Source organism: Nostoc sp. C052 (assembly GCF_013393905.1).
GTDB lineage: Bacteria > Cyanobacteriota > Cyanobacteriia > Cyanobacteriales > Nostocaceae > Nostoc.
Genome location: NZ_CP040272.1, coordinates 4763012 through 4781364, shown reverse-complemented (window position 1 = coordinate 4781364; position 18353 = coordinate 4763012). Strand labels below are relative to the sequence as shown.

Annotated in this window: 13 protein-coding genes; 1 reads left to right on the top strand and 12 read right to left on the bottom strand. The window is 41.0% G+C overall.

Features of this window, described 5'->3' with window-relative positions; genetic code table 11:
- Positions 1–48: 48 nt before the first annotated feature.
- The 3 genes from FD723_RS19670 to FD723_RS19660 all read right to left on the bottom strand — a co-directional run bounded on the left by FD723_RS19670 (position 49) and on the right by FD723_RS19660 (position 3095).
- On the bottom strand, positions 49–600 hold the full coding sequence (locus FD723_RS19670; protein WP_372743764.1) for a hypothetical protein: 552 nt from the start codon (positions 598–600) through the stop codon (positions 49–51).
- Between the two features lie 127 nt (positions 601–727).
- Positions 728–1999, bottom strand: coding sequence for a sulfite exporter TauE/SafE family protein (locus FD723_RS19665; RefSeq protein WP_179066840.1), 1272 nt, complete (start codon positions 1997–1999; stop codon positions 728–730).
- Positions 2000–2591: 592 nt separating this feature from the next.
- Complete coding sequence (locus tag FD723_RS19660; RefSeq protein ID WP_179066839.1) at positions 2592–3095, bottom strand: hypothetical protein; 504 nt, start codon at positions 3093–3095, stop codon at positions 2592–2594.
- 946 nt (positions 3096–4041) lie between these two features.
- On the opposite strand from FD723_RS19660, the gene FD723_RS19655 reads away from it, so the two are divergent.
- Positions 4042–4200 (top strand): hypothetical protein, encoded by a 159-nt coding sequence (locus FD723_RS19655; protein ID WP_179066838.1) that lies wholly within the window; start codon positions 4042–4044, stop codon positions 4198–4200.
- A gap of 36 nt (positions 4201–4236) precedes the next feature.
- Here FD723_RS19655 and FD723_RS19650 read toward each other — a convergent pair whose 3' ends face one another.
- The 9 genes from FD723_RS19650 to FD723_RS19610 all read right to left on the bottom strand — a co-directional run bounded on the left by FD723_RS19650 (position 4237) and on the right by FD723_RS19610 (position 17060).
- Positions 4237–6699, bottom strand: a complete 2463-nt coding sequence (locus FD723_RS19650; RefSeq protein WP_179066837.1) for a putative Ig domain-containing protein — start codon at positions 6697–6699, stop codon at positions 4237–4239.
- A gap of 263 nt (positions 6700–6962) precedes the next feature.
- Positions 6963–7802 carry a sulfotransferase gene (locus FD723_RS19645; RefSeq protein WP_218651745.1) on the bottom strand — a complete coding sequence of 280 codons (840 nt, stop codon included), beginning with the start codon at positions 7800–7802 and terminating at the stop codon, positions 6963–6965.
- An 879-nt stretch (positions 7803–8681) separates the two neighbouring features.
- Positions 8682–9959: a glycosyltransferase gene (locus FD723_RS19640; RefSeq protein ID WP_179066836.1), complete on the bottom strand. Its 1278-nt coding sequence runs from the start codon at positions 9957–9959 to the stop codon at positions 8682–8684.
- 408 nt (positions 9960–10367) lie between these two features.
- Entirely contained in the window at positions 10368–11654 is a 1287-nt protein-coding gene (locus FD723_RS19635; protein ID WP_179066835.1) for a glycosyltransferase family 2 protein, read from the bottom strand.
- A gap of 137 nt (positions 11655–11791) precedes the next feature.
- Complete coding sequence (locus tag FD723_RS19630) at positions 11792–12259, bottom strand: DUF2141 domain-containing protein (protein WP_179066834.1); 468 nt, start codon at positions 12257–12259, stop codon at positions 11792–11794.
- A 34-nt stretch (positions 12260–12293) separates the two neighbouring features.
- Entirely contained in the window at positions 12294–13277 is a 984-nt protein-coding gene (locus FD723_RS19625; protein WP_179066833.1) for a glycosyltransferase family 2 protein, read from the bottom strand.
- Between the two features lie 194 nt (positions 13278–13471).
- Positions 13472–14476, bottom strand: coding sequence for an NAD(P)-dependent oxidoreductase (locus tag FD723_RS19620; protein ID WP_179066832.1), 1005 nt, complete (start codon positions 14474–14476; stop codon positions 13472–13474).
- Positions 14477–14580: 104 nt separating this feature from the next.
- Positions 14581–15759, bottom strand: a complete 1179-nt coding sequence (devC, locus tag FD723_RS19615; RefSeq protein ID WP_179066831.1) for an ABC transporter permease DevC — start codon at positions 15757–15759, stop codon at positions 14581–14583.
- Positions 15760–15851: 92 nt separating this feature from the next.
- Positions 15852–17060, bottom strand: coding sequence for an ABC exporter membrane fusion protein (locus FD723_RS19610; protein ID WP_179066830.1), 1209 nt, complete (start codon positions 17058–17060; stop codon positions 15852–15854).
- Between the last annotated feature and the right edge of the window lie 1293 nt (positions 17061–18353).

Here is an 18353-nt window from a genome sequence, read left to right as displayed (position 1 = left end):
CTCACTCAAGTCACCTTGTCCCCCTGCCCCCTGCCTCTTCTCTACTCCCTATTCCCCACTTCCCCCTCTCGTCCCTCGTAGTGCAACAACTAAGATGGCAATGAATCCGATAATTGGCAGTGCGATCGCCCAAGTTGGTAATTTCTGAGATTCTCCCTCTGCTAAATTACCATTGACATCTCCTATGTTTCGTGTACTCTCTTGTGTAGATCCACCTGCTACAGTAACTTCAAATTTGAACTCAAAGGGTTTGAATCTTGCCCCAGATACAGGTTTACCATTTAGTTGCAGCTCATAAATACCTGGCTTGGGAAAAACAACTTCTGCACCTGGAATGCCTTGATAGCGTTCGGCTGACACAGGTTTTAACTCTGGTTCTAGCAGTGCAGGCTCTCCAGCTGCATAAGGTTCGGCATAAACAGCTAACTGACAATTACACTGTGATAGGGGAATTACCCTTCCACCTCTGCGGGTAAGTGCAAACCAGGCTTGGCTTGGTTCTCCAGCACGGGGATTATCATTTGGTTCAATATGGATAGTGGCACCGACATCTCCAGCTACTTCCACTTTATGAGCAGATGCAGGGTAAAGATTAGTCATTGATATAACTAAGCAACTCAGGAATAATAAATACTTTATTGTTCCTTGATTCTGCCAGGAAATGCCTTTGAGCAGGTAATGCCTATGTTTTTGACTTGTTGGGATGAAGTCAGAAAATAAGGATGATTTACCGCGATTTGGTTGGGGGAACATAAAACTTTTCTACGGCTAACTTTGACCAAAAAAAGCGCGAACGGATTAGCAAGACACTGAGAGTAAAGAATACCAACAGGACTGCCGCTAATTTATTTCCCCAATTTGATTGCAAGGAACCCAGGTAATGGGAACCAATCAACACAGTATGGATGGTACTCAAGAGCAAGGCTGGCACACCCAATAGATGAATCTGTCGCCAACGCTTACCCCAAGATTTTTGCAAAGATTCCCAACTTGTGAAAGCGGCGGGGGACATTAATACTAATGCTACAGCACCCGCAGCCATACCCCACTGAAATTCTCGCGGCATAAAATCAAAGGCGGCAAAATTCCATTGCAATGAGTGTTCTATCATGTGGGCGGTATGAACCACAGAAAGCACAAAAGCTCCCACTCCCAAGCCCCGGCGGTAACGCAGTGGTGAAGCCCACAAGCCACTAATGGGACGCGCAATTAGCGCCAAAATTAAGCAGATTAAGGCGGCGTGTCCGGTGTAATCTACCATTGTGTCACCAGTCCGCAACAAGGTGATAGCGCCAATGATCAGCGTCACCCAACCGCCTAATCGAAACAACTGACTGCGCCTGTCTTTACTTACCAAAGATGTGGAAATGCCTACACCTAACATAGTCGGCAGGGTTCCTAAGCCAAAAGCCATCATCGTTGCCCCACCCATCCATAAATTGCCAGTTTCAGCAGCTTTAATTTGGGCAGCATACAAAAAACCACAGGGCATTAAACCCCAAGTCATCCCCAAAAGCATTGGTGTCCACCATTTGGCTTTTAAGGAAAGCTTAACCATTCCGGTGCTGAGGCGATCGTGTAAACTACCTTGCAATAGGGGATGTAGCACGGGAATGCGCGGCAGCAAATCGGGTTTTACTTGTCCTAAGCCAAACCAAATCAACATCACACCAGTCAGAATTGCCATCCAACGCCGAAAGTCACTGCCAACACCCGCTAGCTGTCCACCTTGCAGCAATACCGAGCCTAGCGCCCCAATGCCCGCACCGACTAGGGCATAGCTCAACATCCGCCCCAGATTTAGCAGGATATGAAATTTTAATTGCTGTTGCCAAGTATCGGACTTTTCTAAGGTTGATGTGCGTCCTAAGGAAGCGCTGTGTGGTATTTTCGGCTGATGAGACAGAGAAAACGCCACTGTTAGGGGGCCACACATTCCAAAGCAATGTCCAAAACTCCCCAGGAATCCCAGGATTGCGATCAGCAACAAATCTACCATAAAAAAGTCCTGAGTCTTGAGTCTTGAGTATCTGAATAAAGATTTTGAAGAAGTAATCAGAAATTCTTTTCTTTTCTTCTTTACTCAGTAATCCCCTAGTGCGGCACTTTACGTGAAGTTGCGATCGCTGTCAAAAGACAAACCGTCAAACTTGATGTTTACTCCATTCAAGAAAGCCTCTAAAGTCAGTTTATAACAAGCTTTGAGATATTATCTCCTTGTCTCGTTCCCCGTCTCAGACTGGGAATGCCTATCCTTGGGGCTGCCGCCTCTGCCGCCAGCAGCAGCATTTCCAGCCTCCGGCTGGAAACGAGATTTGAAAAGGGTTTTAGCTTAAGTTGACACCAATGGCATCTTGCCCGCCCCGATCATGCAAGTTGTATAGGTAACAGCTTAATTTATATGAAAAGTGTGTCAGAGAAGAGAATTCACACCGCTGTCTGGTATATAGCTTGCAAGATTCCTTACCTCACCTTGCTAAAGGAAAATTCAATAAAAATAATCTTATAAAATAACGCGAAATAATAATAACTGAGGTTTTGCTTGGCTCAACCTAGCGTATGTAAGATTTTGAAAGTAATCTCAGGTAATATTAGGCGCTGATGGCTTGTTGTTCAGATTCAACTAACTGATTATTAGGTACATCAAATCTAATAGTGCTGGCTGCCCAGTCTTTGAAATCGGGTGCTAGCCAGACTAGCTTAGACAAAATTTCATCATTGACCCACAATACCAACGGGAAGCGAAACTGTTTCCGAAACTCATCTCGCATGATATTGGTACTGATGATTAGTTGGTTTATTGCCACTACAGATTCTAAACCCCTGACCATCAAAGCATCGGGTTGAGTAGCACCAATTTCAGTTGTAATCGCTGTGTACAGTTTCTCAGCCGTAGGTGAGAGCAAAATTTCGTGGATATCTGCTGATGAAAATTCTGTTAACAAGTTCAGCACTTGCTCCTGCCTTTGAACGCAGTTACAACATGCTAATAACAGTGAAAACTCTCCACCAGAAACCATCATTGCCCTTGCCAGCCTCTTAGTGGCTGCTATGCTGCTAACTGTGCTGTTTTCCGAATTACTTAAGCTAATCATTGCAAAATCCTACTTTTGATTTTAAAACTAGTTGAGCTATATTCAGTGATTCTACCCTATTAATTTTTGTTCAAAAGTGTTAAATGGGTAAGTTTGATGACCTTTTCTCTGTAATACTAAGTATTATATAACGAACAATCATTTGGTGTATTATCTCATTTTTACAATTAAGGGAGAATGTAAAGGTAGTATCAACACAATATCTATCAAAGGGGATAGGCGAAAAATTAGCAATTGAATTATCGCTGTATTCTTATAGATTTTCGCATCTGCCAGCGATTAAGTAATTTTTTCTTAATATATAGTTAAAAAAATACTCAGTAAAAGTTTAACAGTAAAGATTAGGAAGTGGGAAAAAACCTATAGAAATTTTCAATTGCGTTCCTGCTTTGATATGGGGTTTCCCCGCTTTTCCTTTCTCCTGTAGTATTTCTAATCCCCCTGCTCCCTGCTCCCAGCAATAACTGCCTAAACGAAGCAAGGCATCTCATAAAATCGCATCGCTCCCTAACAGGTATTGAGAGTGGATTAATGAAATGGTATCAGCCCAAGATGCAAAATTTTAGCCCATTACAGCTAATTCATCCGTTTGATAGAACTTTAGATTGAAGATGTCGCTCCCAATACTTGTCGGGTTTTGGGGAAAAGGGGAAGGTGAGTCCCCTCTGGGGATAAGGGGCGGGAGAAAGGGGAAAGAAAAAACCTTTAACCTTTTCCCTAAACCCAATTCCGAGTTAAAAATCCACGAAGCGAGCAGTATTGATGTCGCTCCATTAGTCAGAGGACATGGAATATTTAGCTTTCTATGATTGGTTCAGAGTATCTGGCCATAACAGCAAGTTGGGAATTTAATTTATTGTTGGAGGTGGATAGCCAATGAAAAAATGTGTATAAATTTTTAATTTTTTTGGTTAATTTTTTTGAACCCAATCAGGAATATCACACCATGCTCTTTAAAGATTGGAGGTTTGCGGGTAAAGTATTGGCTAAGGTATATAGACAAGCTTTGGTGTTTGGGGATTTCACTAGATGTCTAATGTTCATTTTAGTGCGATCGCACTTTTGCACAGATACCTTAGTCAAGCTCGAAATAGCAAGCTTGTAGGATGAGCAAAGATTTGCCCACCCCAGAGACATAAAACTAAACGGAGACGTTGCCACCAATAACAAGATTTGTCGCCGTAAAGTTATTCAAAGTCGTCAAAGTACTAAAAGCATTAGCACCACCATAGGCATCAAGTTGAACTCTAGTAGAAGTACCCGATTGCACAAAGCGTAAGTAACCATCTCTGATGGGATTAGTGCCAAGGTAATTTAGACTCCTAAATAGGTCAGTCAAAACCAATTTATCCTGACTTTGATTAAAATCAGTGATTACATCGCCAGTAGTTCCCTTATCGCTAAAAGCCAGGTAGACAAAGCGATCATTCTCAGTACCACCAGTGAGGATGTCATTACCAGCACCGCCAATCAGGATATCATTACCAACACCACCAGCAAGGTTATCATTACCAACGCCACCCCGCAGCAGGTCATTACCACTGTTGCCTCTGATGGTGTCATCACCTTCTTGACCGTTAATCACATCATCAGAATTGTTTAAGCCATCAACAATGTTGTTGAGGTTGTTGAAAAAACTAACTGTGTTCTGCCTAGCGATACTAAATTGGACGATGTTAGCATCGAAAGCATCAAAACTTTCTTGAATGGTGGTTTGTCCATCAAACAAGATGTTACCCAAGTCAACTCTAGCGCCGCCACTGATTCGGAGATTTTCGAGGTTTTCCAGAGCAAAGTTTTGTAGGATTACCTTGGGACTATTAAGGACGCTTTCAAAGGAGATTTCTAAATTACCACCATTATTAGTTAGTAGTAGCTTTCGAGCAGTTAAACCAGACCCTTGAAATTTGAGAGTATCAGTTGCGGCAATGACTGCGGCTGATGGATTTGCTCCTTTACCCACACCACCAAAATCAGTGATAGTGTCTGTACCGTCGCCTAAGTTGTAGACAAATCGATCTTGACCGCTACCTCCGGTGAGAGTGTCGTTGCCTTTGTTACCCGTGATGGTGTCGTTACCAGCTAATCCAGTGATGGTGTTGTTGCTAGCTGTGCCTGTGAGGATATCGGCATTTGGGGTTCCCGTTAATTGGAGTGGAGTAACTGTGAGGTTAAAGATATCGCTGACAGTAGCGTTGCTGTTGTCTTTGACGGTAACTTTGACGCTGATGGTTCCGACGTTAGCAGCTAGGGGTGTGCCGCTAAAGGTGCGAGTCGTTGCATTGAAAGTTAACCAACTGGGTAAGGCGCTACCGTTATTTAAGGTGGCTGTGTAGGTTAGGATATCGCCTGTGTCAATGTCAGCAAAGGTGTTGGCGGGAACGCTAAAGTTAAACTGACTATTTTCATTGGTAGTTTTGTCTGCGATCGCACTTACTATAGTTGGTGCATGATTTATTCTGCCGTAGATATTATTGTTATTGTTGGATGTCCCTGCATCATTTGCTGCATTGTTGCCGCTAAAAGAAGGATTACCTAAAGAGTTGACAGTAGGTAAAACGGTAGGCATTCCCTGGTTATTATTGTTGCTATTGGTGAGAGATTGCATGATAAAAATCCCCCCACCTAAGCCTAAGCTTTCACTGCCGCCGCTATCCCCTATTCCACCTGTAGCAGTGTTGTTATTAAAGGTGGTATTGCTGAGAGTTAAAGAGCCACTGCGGACAAAAATTCCACCCCCCAGTCCAGCACCGCCGCCACCGTAGCCGCCGCCGGAAAAGCCGAAGCCGCCCCTGCCACCAAAACTGCCGCCGTCCCTGCCGCCACCGTAGCCGTAGCCGCCGCCGCCACCGTAGCCACCATCGCCGCCGCCATTATAGCCACCGTTCCTGTAGTAGCCACCGCTGCCGCCACCACCGAAGCCACCGTCGCCGCCAAGACCGAAGCGGCTATTAGTACCACCGCCACCGCCAAAGCCGCCGTTGCCGCCAATGCCGCCGCTGCCGCCACCGCCAAAGCCACCATTGTTACTACCACCATAATTGCCGTTGCCGCCGTAACCGCCATTACTGCCATCGCTAGAACCAAAGAGTCCGCCGCCGCCGGAGCTGTTAGCATTGCCAAATAGTCCACCACCGCCCGTGCTGCCGCTAAAGACGCCACTGCTGCCGCCTTGGGCTGCGTTATTACTAAAAGCGACATTGGTTAAAGAAACATTGCCATTATAGATAAACAAGCCGCCACCCATACCTGCACCACCGCCACCGCCGCTGTAGCGGCCAGTATCTCCGCCTTTTGCGCGTCCATTGGTGATGGTTAAATTGGAAATATTGACGGTTCCCGACAAGATGAATAAGGGGCGCACGTCGCCGTTGTCGTTGATGTTATTGCCATTGGCGTCGCCGCTAAGGGTGTGGTTGTTGCCCACAATGTTGATGTTGCTGTTTACCAGCGTTTTTACTACCCCAGTCACACGCACATTATTATTCAGGGTAATCGTATCATTCCCTGCTAATTGGTTCGCTTTGAGAATTGCATAACTGAGAGTACCTGGAGTTAAGCCTGTGCCGTCATCGGTAGTTTGATTAACAATGAAATTTGCCATTTGATTTTTTTGGGTAAATGAGGAGTTATTTGTAGGTAAGACTTACACACTCGTGACGAAAAACTAAGCTTTTGCGATTACAAAGAAAGGCAGAGGACGCCCATTGGTGTCATAACGGGAAACGGGCAGTTAGAAACCGTGTCTATACAAACAAAAGCTACCGATCCTGGGTTTCCAACCCTTAGTTGGACTTTAGTCCCCGGAGGCGGACTTGGCCTGTGTAGCCGCGAATTCGATTCGCCAGGTCTTAAGTTGACACTTCATTAACTCATTGCTTCTACCGGCTGGGCGACAATCACATTCGCCAAACTATTGCTAGGGTTCTTCCAAAAAGACAACCCATCATATTGAGTAAATAAATCCGGTGGTAAAATCGTGAGTCGTGGTTGAAACTCGACTTTCGGACGCACCTGATGTAGCCCTTTAGTATTCAACCGATTATCAAATTCTGAAGCTTCATATTCCACGTTGGCAAAATCATGCTCAAAGGGTTCCTCTTCTAAAAATTGATAAATCAGCGATATGGTCTTATCAGGTGCTTGGGTTAATAAGTCGTAGTCCACCAAAAGTAAAGACGCGCTATGTTCGCTATAAAAAGCTTCTTTCAGGGCGTTATAAGCAAACCCTACTAACCGTCCCCCTTGACTCAAAGCTTCGGTGCGGGTGTAAACTGTGGAGCGTTCAGCAGGATTATTAAACATCCGCGATACATCAAAAGCATTGCGGCGAATGAGCCGTTCGATGCTATCCATAATCCAAGCGACATTCCGCACGCAGCAAATCACTTTTGAGTCAGGAAATAGTTCGTGAATTAAGGACAACTTGCTACACCACAAACGATTAGTGTCAAAGATGACTTCTTTATCCGCTTGGAATTCGTAGAATGTAGAAAAAATAGCTAAGGTTAATGCTCGTTTTTGCTCAGGGGTGATAAAAACGGAAAATTCGTTGTCTTCGCTCATTGCTTCTAGCATTCGGTTCACCAGACTACCTACAGGGCTAGACATACTGGCGTGAAACCGGGGATTTTGCCGCAGTAAGGCTCCGAGTAAGGTGGAACCAGAACGAGGTAAGCCGGAAATCAAGTGGATTTTTGGGATCATTTGGTTACAAAAATACTGCACCTATAGGCTTTGATTGCAGAGACAGAGCGATCGCCAAAGTTCTGAATCATTGGCGTAATGGAATTGTACAGCGCTCGGCTTGATCAATGTATTTAGTTGTTCTATTTTTGACTAGGATCAATTACCTATATTTAGGTATTTCACTTGGTTATTGATCCGAATTAATCTGATGTAGTAATCGTAGAATACAGTGATACTACTAGGCTGTTTATGCTAAATATAAAACTATTGATGTATGCAGATATATGAATATCAGAAAGTTAGCATCCTCTTGAGGAAATGTTTTTGCGATCGCTCAACCCTTGAACTGAGTCCTTCTAGCATCAGGTATGATGTCAGCCAAGTACTAAATAAGTCAAGAGTAATAAATAGCACTAAAGCTGCAACTACAGCAATGCAAGTTAAATGTCTTTAGTATTAGTGAATAAACTTAGTTACTTTTAAATAATTTATATTGCAAAGTTTTAAGTAATCAGACAAAAATATTTACGAAACCCTTTCGGGGCAGGAATAGGGAACAGAAGAGAAGAATTAGCCCCAAAGTAAAATTTAAAGCCATATTTCTTATGGGGTGGGCGTCTCGCCATTGGTATCAACTTAACGTGAAAGTTATGTCCCACAAGGAACTCAAGTTCTTTGCTAATAGCAAAAGTCATCTAAAGATGACTAAATATCTCGAAAAATCTTTAGTCTACTTCAGTAGACTTTAGCTATTAGCCGTGAAATTTATTTCATGGCGGGTGAAAAAGGCAACAGATAAGCCATTTCTAGCTTAAGTTGACACCAATAAGCAGTACCCCTAAGGGTGTACCTCACGCTTGTCAATAAACACTACAGCGATCGCTGTGTTGATGATCGTTATGGTTTTATACTGCCTGTACCTACCTCCACCTTCTGCGATCCTTCAACGATTTGGTAAAGTTTGTGTTCAAATTTTTGCATACATGCCGACCAATCAAAGTCAAGTATAGAGGGGCGAGCGTGTCTAGTCATGTCTGCTTTCAAGCCAGGATTTTCCAGAATCGCAATTACCTTTTGGGCGAAATCTGTAGGGTTGTTAGGTTGGGCAAGAAAGCCGTTATGACCGGGAAATACCTGTTCTGAGGTTGATGGTGCAACAACCGCAACCAGAGGGGTTCCAGATGCTAATGCCTCGTTATTTGTAGTGCAGAAGTTCTCAGTGACAGAGGGGTTGACAAAAATATCTGCTCTGGCAAACCAACCTAAAAGTTCTGTACCGTGAGACTCACCCCATATAGTAATACTCGATCCAAACTTTTTCGCACGTTCGCGGATCTCTTCATCTAGCGGGCCACTACCAACAATTACCAGATGAACATCAGGAATTTTGGCAGCGATGACTGGAAAGATATCAAGCAATTGGTTGACATTCTTTTCGGGTGTGATGCGTCCGACAAACAAAAGAGTTGGTCGGTTATCATTAGGAATTGGGTCGTAACAGATGTTTCGCGGGTGAAATTTTTCGCAATCGATGCCTTGATAAGCGACATATTCAGCGCGTTGGCATTTCAGTTCTTCGTATTTAGTCAGTTGTTCTTTAGAAGAGAAGTAATTGAAGTCATAAGACTCACTAAATTGCTTAACCAAAACGGGAACGATCGGACGAACCAAATTGAAGAAGCGATCTCCAAAGTAATATTTGATATAGGCAACAATATCTGTATGGAAGAGTGATATTATTGGCGTGCCTGTTCGTTTTGCGTATTGGGTGCCGATTGGACGACCATAACCTTGCAAGAAAAATGAGTATAAACCTCTCATTTGTGCGGCTTCTTCAACCACGATAATATCGGGTTTGAATTTCTCCAGCAACTTGGTATCACTCCAATGCCGATAGCTCAATGGCTGAGGAAGAGATTTGTAGAATACCAGTGGTTCTGTAGGGAATGCGTAAGCAGAGAAGTTGGGGAAAGACTGAATTTCCTCTAAACCTGGCATGGGGCGATCGCCGACATTTTTGGGGTAGCGATCGTTGATTTGCGGATGGATTAGAAAAACCTCATGTCCCTGTTCTAGCAACCAACGAACTCGTTGGTGAACCGCAACAGAAACTCCAGTCAAAAAAGGAGCGTACAACCCTGTAAACAATGCAATGCGAAGTTTTTGCTTAGTCATAATAAAGGGGAATATTTCACAAAATTGCTGGTTTTGAACTTAGGATTTACGCAGCAAATGTTTTACAATTACCCTGATTATTTGGCTAAAAATTCCCCAATAATCCAGTTAGACTAAGGATTTACGCATTTTCAAATGTCTGAAATTATCGATTTGAAGTGGATGTGTTATAAACCTAGATTGAAACTATCAAAACATCCAAAAAACTAAGTCAAAATTCCCCTTAATATATTTGTCTAAACCCTTGCCATTAATGCAAATAATTTTGTTAATCAACAAGAAAAATCATGTATTTCGACAAGGGTTATAGCTAATATAGTTCTACTAAATATAAGATAATATAATTTGAAGACTAGGGAATGTTTAGTGTAATAACTTTCATACCCTAGTTCATATCAGCGATTAAATTCAAAGAGAAACCTTGCTATTAATAGGTTGATCTAACCATTGATAAGGGCGATATTCAACTAGGCGGACATTCCAAGGCCCTTGAACACGATAGCTAACACCGCGCCAAGTCACTGTTGATGTCCATAGGGTTGATAACATTGCTAACCCATAAACCCACTGTGTTAAGGGAATTCCAATTAACATTCTGATGATTGTAGCAGCTGATAATTTTGCGTAGACGTGCAACGGCTTGCCCATAGGCATCGCCTGATCATTAGAGCGAACCACTCGCTGTATCTCTAATTCCAACACCAGCATTATCAAGAGTAATCCGACAGTGTAGACTCCATAGCAAACTAACAACAAAGCCGCAGCTTCCCATTTTGCCTCTAACAACGACTCTAGAACTAAAATGATTAGTAAAGTTGGAAACAAAATACTAGAAACAGCTTCACTAACAAGAGCTAACCAACGTGGGTGATATAGTCGAGAAAAAAGAATGAGGCGCTTGAGATAGTCTATTAAGTTGAATAAATCAGTCTCTTCACGATTTACAATCAGCAGCGAAGGCACAAACTTTACCTGAAAACCATGTTTTTTCAGAATATCGTGCATCATAAAATCTTCGCCTAAAGCTTGTCCCCACTTATCTAACAGTTCCGTTTGGCGAAGTACTTCAGTTTTCACAGCCAAAGTTCCACCCCAAGGAATCTGGAAGATAAACATTTGCACTACTGTAGACACATTGCCGACGTAGCGCACCAAAGAACCCCAATACCTACCTGTAGGCACATACCAACGATTACCTGTTGTTGCTCCCACTTTGGCATCGCCTAAAGGACTGACTAATTCTCGTAGCCAATTCACATGAACTATGGTATCGGCATCTACTAAAGCAATCACCTTGTAGGAGTCATCCAACTCACGGATAGCTTGAATTAAAGAACTGCATTTGAGACTACAAGTGTTGCGGACTATTCTCAAAGGGCTGATTTGAACGTTAGTTGCTTCTTGCTCTGTGATGGTTTCACTAGCAATTTTCCAGGCGGGATCTTCGTGACTATCAACGATTAACTTTAAATCATACTGTGGATAGTTTTGATTTAGGAGCGATCGCAAACATCTAGGCAAAAATGGATCGGCACCGCGTAGACAAAGAATCACTGCTGTTTTGGGTAACTGATCATCTGGTAATAAGTTTTTTTTAGATGACCGCAGATACCATATAAAGACAAGCGTTAAACACACCTGAATAACCAGCCAACCCATCAAAGACTTAGACAGAAATATTGCCAAATCTTCCATTAAATTTTTAATCTCCGACAGAATGAGGGATTGGGGATTGGAAAGAGGACAAGGGGCAGGGAGCAGGGAGCAGAGGGGAAAAAGGTAATTTATATTCTCCCCCTGCCCCCTGCTCCCCTGCTTCTTCCCCATTCCCTTTACGAATCAAGCGAATATTTCATGATGATGTTAACTGTTGTATTTTTGTTTACAACAAAACTGGCATCGCGAAACTTTGGTGTACCTGTTTGTATGGACACAGTTGGATTTTTGGAAATTCCAAAACCTTCTGTGGGAATACCAAAAAAGTCTTTATTGAGTTTGCGATCGCCATTTTGATCGTCAACTACCGCAACAGCATAAGTTCCAGGCTTCAAACCGGAGAATTCTTTTTTTACAGAAGTGCCAGTAATCTTAACGCAGCCACTTTGAGAGCCACTAGAGTTACTCATTGGAAATCCTTTTTCACTTGCGTAAACTCTGAAGCAAATCTCGCCTTTTTGGTGATGAATTCCATTTACTACAATACTTAGGGTTGCAGTTGGCTCTGCATTCACTGTTTTAGCAAAGCTGATGCTTACTAAAGCAGCAAGAAAAACATGAGATAATTGAGATAGTTTCAGCATAAGTTTGTAGTTGCAATAAATTATTTCGATTCGTTCAAAGTGTGACTTGCTGTTGTTTAATTGATGCTGGCTGCCAACTCTTTCCAAGTCCTTGCAGCACCTTTAGCAAATCTTTCAGCAAAAGATATTCTGTTCCTTTTAATTGCTGATGTAGACTTCTATGACAACACAGCCGCTCATTCAAGCTCAGAGAACTACGCCAGATGGAGAGTATATACTCCCAGATTATTCTCCAATGTGGCAATAAAGTTTTCCCTTTATTTGCTGAATCAAACCACACTGCATACCCATAAAAATCCGGCAGAATATTCAATGAAGATTTTTGATTTTTGTTTCCTAACAATAAATAATTAGGAAAGAACATACTCATTGATTGTTGTGGATGACTTCTGGCAAAAAATAGATATTCAGGGATTTCATAGAATCTACCAAGAATACCAAGTCTTAACAAGAGAATTCCATCTGCATTACCGTAACCACCCATCTGTGGTATCTTTTTCAAGGCACTAGCGCGAATTACTCCGTAACATTGATAACATAAATGCTTCGTCAGCAATTCGTGAAAACGCTCCTGTGGTTTTAGTGCATCTGCCTTGAGTTTGATATCGTAGTTTTGGATAAAATTCCCCTGTTCATCAATGAAGTATACCTGGGAATGACACAAAATTATCGTAGGATCTTGGTCAAGCACCTCAATACACTTCTTGATAAAATCTGGAGAATGTAGGTCATCATAAGCTGCCCATTTAAAGTACTCACCTGACGACAATTCAAAGACGCGATTGAAGTTACGCGCACAACCAATATTTGTATCATTGCGGTAGTAACAAATACGTTTATCTTGCTCGGCATAAGCTCTACAAATTTCTTCAGTTTTATCTGTAGAAGCATTATCTGAAATAATTAGCTCAAAATCTTCAAAAGTCTGAGTCAAGAGTGAATCTATGGCTTCTTTGATAAATTTTTCACCATTATATACAGGTAATCCGATGCTCAATCGTGGCTGATTGCTACTCATAGAAAACAAGTATTCGGAAAATGGTAGATTATTTTACGCTTAATTACAGCTAATTGTTAGGTAGATGCAACGGAATAGTTTAGAATTCAGAATTCTGAATTCAGAATAATTGGTGGTGTCCAGATCCCCGACTTATTTAAGAAGTTGGGTATCTAATTTTTAACAATCCAACAATGATTGAAAAAATCTGTGAACTATTTCACCAAGCTTTGAATATCTGTTTTTTGCAGCCATTCATGTGTTAACTGCATTCCTGATTCTAAGTCAATTTTTGGTTTATAATTTAACAGATTTTGGGCTTTGACAATAGAACAAGCATAAGGACGAGTCATAAAATCTATAGACTCTGGTAAAATATCAACTTTTTTCCGAAAAAGTTTTTGCCCTTGAACACGTAATTTCAGAAACAACTTAATTTCATCCTTCGGTAATGAAAGGGGTGCTTGTAACCCTTCCATTGCTGCTAAACGCATAAAATATTCTTTCCAAGAAGTTTCTTGTCCGTCGGTGATATTAAATATTTCACCGGAGGTTTCTTTTTCCATCGCCAGAAAGATGCCATCAATCAGGTTATCTATATATACATGATTGATTACTCCTTTACCATCATTGGCACAGGCAAATAATTTTTGACGCATCATCAGAATTGGTCTGACTATCCAGGGGATACTTCCAGGCCCGTAAACATCTCCAGCCCTAATAATAATAATGCCAAAATCTGAGGGATTATTTAGTTCTAAAACTGCTGTTTCAGCTTCTATTTTCGTTTGACAATAGGGATTATTATCGCCAGATAGTGGCCCGGATTCTGTAACACCATTAGGATAGTTGAAACCGTAAACCATCACACTAGATAGATGCACAAATGTTTTGACACTAGCCTGTTTAGCAGCTTTAGCCATGTTGACAGCACCGCCAACATTAACATCACGAAAATGGCTAATTGCACCAGCTTCTTCGGCAATTTGATCTGTATGTAAAACGATATCTACACCCTGACAAGCTTTTTGAGCAATAGCAGAATCGGTGATGCTACCAATAATTACCTCAACACCTAAATCCTGTAATTGTTTGTTTTTTGCTGTAGAACTTTGTAATCCACGAACTTTCATTCCCTGCGCTATTGCTAACTCTGCTGTACGCAAACCGACAAATTCATCAATTGCAGTAATTAGAAGAGTTTTGTTGTTGAGGTTCATATATTAGTGGGTATGCCAATTTTAGATTTTGGATTTTGGATTTTGGATTAAAATAAAAGCCTAGTAAACTGTGGTGGAGGTTTACTTAGAGTAATTTATCTTGCTTAGAAAATATCTCCCGGATCTGCGGAGCGGAGTTTGTTGATAGCAAGTGCCCCGGAGGTGATACACATTAAAACTGTTGAAGTTAAAACAAGCAGTGCATTATTATTAGTCATTACTATGGGTAGCTTAGTTGCATCTGCGGCAAAACTATACAACAATACAGAAGTAATAAATCCTGGGATGTAACCTAAGATTGCCAAAATTAAAGCTTGCTGAAATACCACATTCAGCAAATATCTATTGGCATAACCTATGGCTTTTAAAGTTGCATAAGCAACGAATTGGGTAGCAATATTGCTGTAAAGAATTTGATAAACAATTACTACACCAACAACGGCAGCCATTGTCAACATCAAGTTAAGTATAAAACCAATGGGTGTTCTAACAGCCCAATATTTTTTCTCAAAATCAATGAAGCCTTGACGTGTGAAAATTTGGACATCATTAGGTAAACTTGCTTGCAAATTCTTCAGTACGTTTTCTGCATTAGTGCCAGGTTTGAGGGAAATTAAACCGATATCGATCATATCTGCCGGACGAGTATTGGGATTTATCCTCAAGAAAGTTGAGTCACTGACAAGTAAATTGCCGTCTACCCCAAAGGAAGGCCCTAAGCTGAATAAACCACCAATTCTGACTCGATAGCCAATTAATGAATTGAAGGGAAAGATTTCAATTGTCTGTGCAGTATCTCCCGCATTAAATTTTTCAGCTATTGGGCCAAACTCTGGACGAGAACTCCGGTCAAAAAGTACGACATCGGGAATTTTGAGTTTGTCTAAATTTTTCTCAACTTCTGGGAGATTTATCACAGGTTTACCTGGATCGAAACCAATAACATATATTGAATATTTCTCACCAGTTGCCGGATTTTTTAGTTTGGCAAATTGCAAATACATCGGGCTAACTGACTCTACGCCATCAAACCCTAGAGATTGGTATAAACGAGTCCGCGAAAAGCTTTGATTTGAGGTCAAAGATTTATATTGCGAACTAACTAAAAATAAATCTCCCTTGAGATTTTGATGTACTGCGGTTGCGCTGGAATAGAGAGCATCTTGAAAACCAAGTTGCACAAACATGAGCAGCACAATAAAACCAATCCCGGCTACAGCTACTAGTAAACGAACTTTTTGCTGGGCTAGCTGTAGCCATGCTAAAGGAATTTTGAAAATCATGGATTTATTTGTTATTTGTCATACCCTGCGGGAAGGCAAAGCGCCTATGTCATTTGTCATTTGTGAATGACTAATCACTAATGCCTAATAGACTAAATATGAATGGCAACATCCACTTGTAAGTTGGTTAAACGAGCAACCTTTTCACTATCTGCGGCATTATCTATGGAGATTTTGACCTCAATTATTCTGCGGTCTGTATCTGAACCAGGGTTAAGGCTAAAGATGCTTTGCTTATCAACTTGCCAACCAATCTCTTTCACAGTTCCTTTTAATGTTCCGGTAAATGCAGTGCTGCTAATGGTGGCTTTTTGTCCTACACGCACTTTTTGAACATCGGTTTGATACACCTCTGCAATCACATACATTTGAGATGTCTTACCTATTTCAGCAAATCCTCTGCTGGTGCTGATGACTTCTCCAGTTTTGGCGTGAATTTTCAAAATTTTGCCATCGATGGGAGATTTGATATAACTTAAATCCAAGTCGGCTTTTGCTTGTTGCACAGAAGTTGTTGCACTGTTGACTTCGGTTTGTGCAACTTGAACATCTACACCACGCACTTCGCCTATACTCTTGAGTTGCGCTTCTGCTTGTTTGCGTTGTTCTTGGTATGTGTCTTGAGTCCGCTTGAGGGTGGCTTGCGCTTCTGTTAGCTGCTGTTGTGTAGTCTTTAGTTGCAAAGCTTTGGTATCTGCTACAGAAGCCGCGATCGCCCCTTGTTTATATAATTGCTGATAGCGGTTATTCTCAGCTTGAGCGTTGTCTACTTCCGCCTGGATGCGGTCGATTGTGGCCTGTTGGGTAGCAACGTCACCTTTATATTGTGGCTCTAACCGGGCAATTACAGCCTTTTGAGCATCGACATCTCCGGTTTTACCTCCAGATTTCACCTGCGCTAATTTCGCTTTGGCAACTTGCAACTGGTCTAAAGCCTGTTGCAATGCGGTTCTAGAACGACCATAATTTTCGAGATAGGCCAATAATTGCCCTGCTTTAACCGTATCTCCTTCTTTCACCAACAGTCTGTCTACTCGTACCCCATTATTAGAAGCAGGAGCAGTCAAAGAAGTAACTTCACCTTCTGGCTCCAAACGTCCCAAAGCTGTTATAGTAACTTTCGCAGGCGTGGCAGCTTTTGGAGGGTTGGCTGGCGCTGTCACAACTTTTGGTTTAGACCAATAGGGTGTCAAACTATAGAAAGCGATTAATCCAGCCGCTAAAGTCAGAGAAGCTGCTAGAATTAGTTGCGATCGGCCTACAGGTTTTGTGAATAATCGACTTTCTTTATTTACTGCCATATTTTCATTCCAATTCTGCTTTTTTAGGAGATAACCTGGTTATATTTAGTGGATTACAATAGACTCATCCGCAAATTACCAAGAGGCTTTTCCTCTAGGTTTTCTACCTTAATCAAGTGGATGAATCTAAATTGGTTTTATATGATTTTTGTACGCTTTTACCGCCCAAACTTACTATTGTGGCGTGAAAATTAATGGCGTGTTACTTCAAAGCTTCCTAAGTTATATCCTAATTTGATATCTAGTCCAGTAGCGTAAAATACAATCGCGCTAGCCAGAAAACTTAACTCTCAAAAACAACGAAGCGCTAATAAAAATGAACTCAAAGGTTGGATAAACTTGTTGTTAAGTATGGCGTGAAAATTGAGCTTTGTCAACCAATTAAATTCGCATAAGTCCTGATTCTCTCACTAAAATATTTCATGATCGTCAGATTAGAGACTGAAGAATTTACTCGTTACTAATTTATTGTCTAGCAATTGAATACCAACCAATAGTTAGTTATTAAGCAGATTTGATATTACTAACAGATTATTATTAACAAGGTTGTGTATTATAAGACATTCTTGTAGCGATTCGTAGTAGGGGTAATACCCTGCGGGAAGCCGCTCCACATCTATATGAATTGCCAATAATTTAGCTATGAACACTGCAATTGATTGATTGCAGAGCGGGTAGATAGAAACCCTGAGATTTGTTTTCGGTTAAATTTTCACTGGAGACTCATTTTACCCATATTATGTTTAGCAAGGAACATACTAAAAATTAACATTTGCTTTATAAATAACCGCTTTACTTCTTGAATTGACTTATATTGAAAAATGACTAACAACTTTAGTTCAATTAAAATGTTTCTCTGAGAAAAAATACTTATGGTTATCCAATTTATCTATGTATTCATTGAATTGTTACTTACTAGACAACAAATTTGTACTGTTGATTTACTCAAGAGAATATTTCTATCTAACCCATAGATAAGAGAATCTCTCACACATTTTTATAGTTATAAATTATACTTTTCTGCTGATTTTTATTCAAAATTCACATCAGTAAGAGTGTCGGGTTATTTATAAAATAACTTTAAAGGAATGATTTAGTTTCTGTAAAGTGTGTTATTGTTTTTATTAATTCAATGCCTTAAAGTAGTTATACAAACTAGTTATTTAATTGATATTTTGAAATTAAAAATAACTACAGATAACTGCTTTGTCATCACCTTACGCTCGTTTAATTACTTTTTTAACTTGCATAAACTCGGATTAAAGGTGGTGTCTTTTCTGTAACGAACTTGTC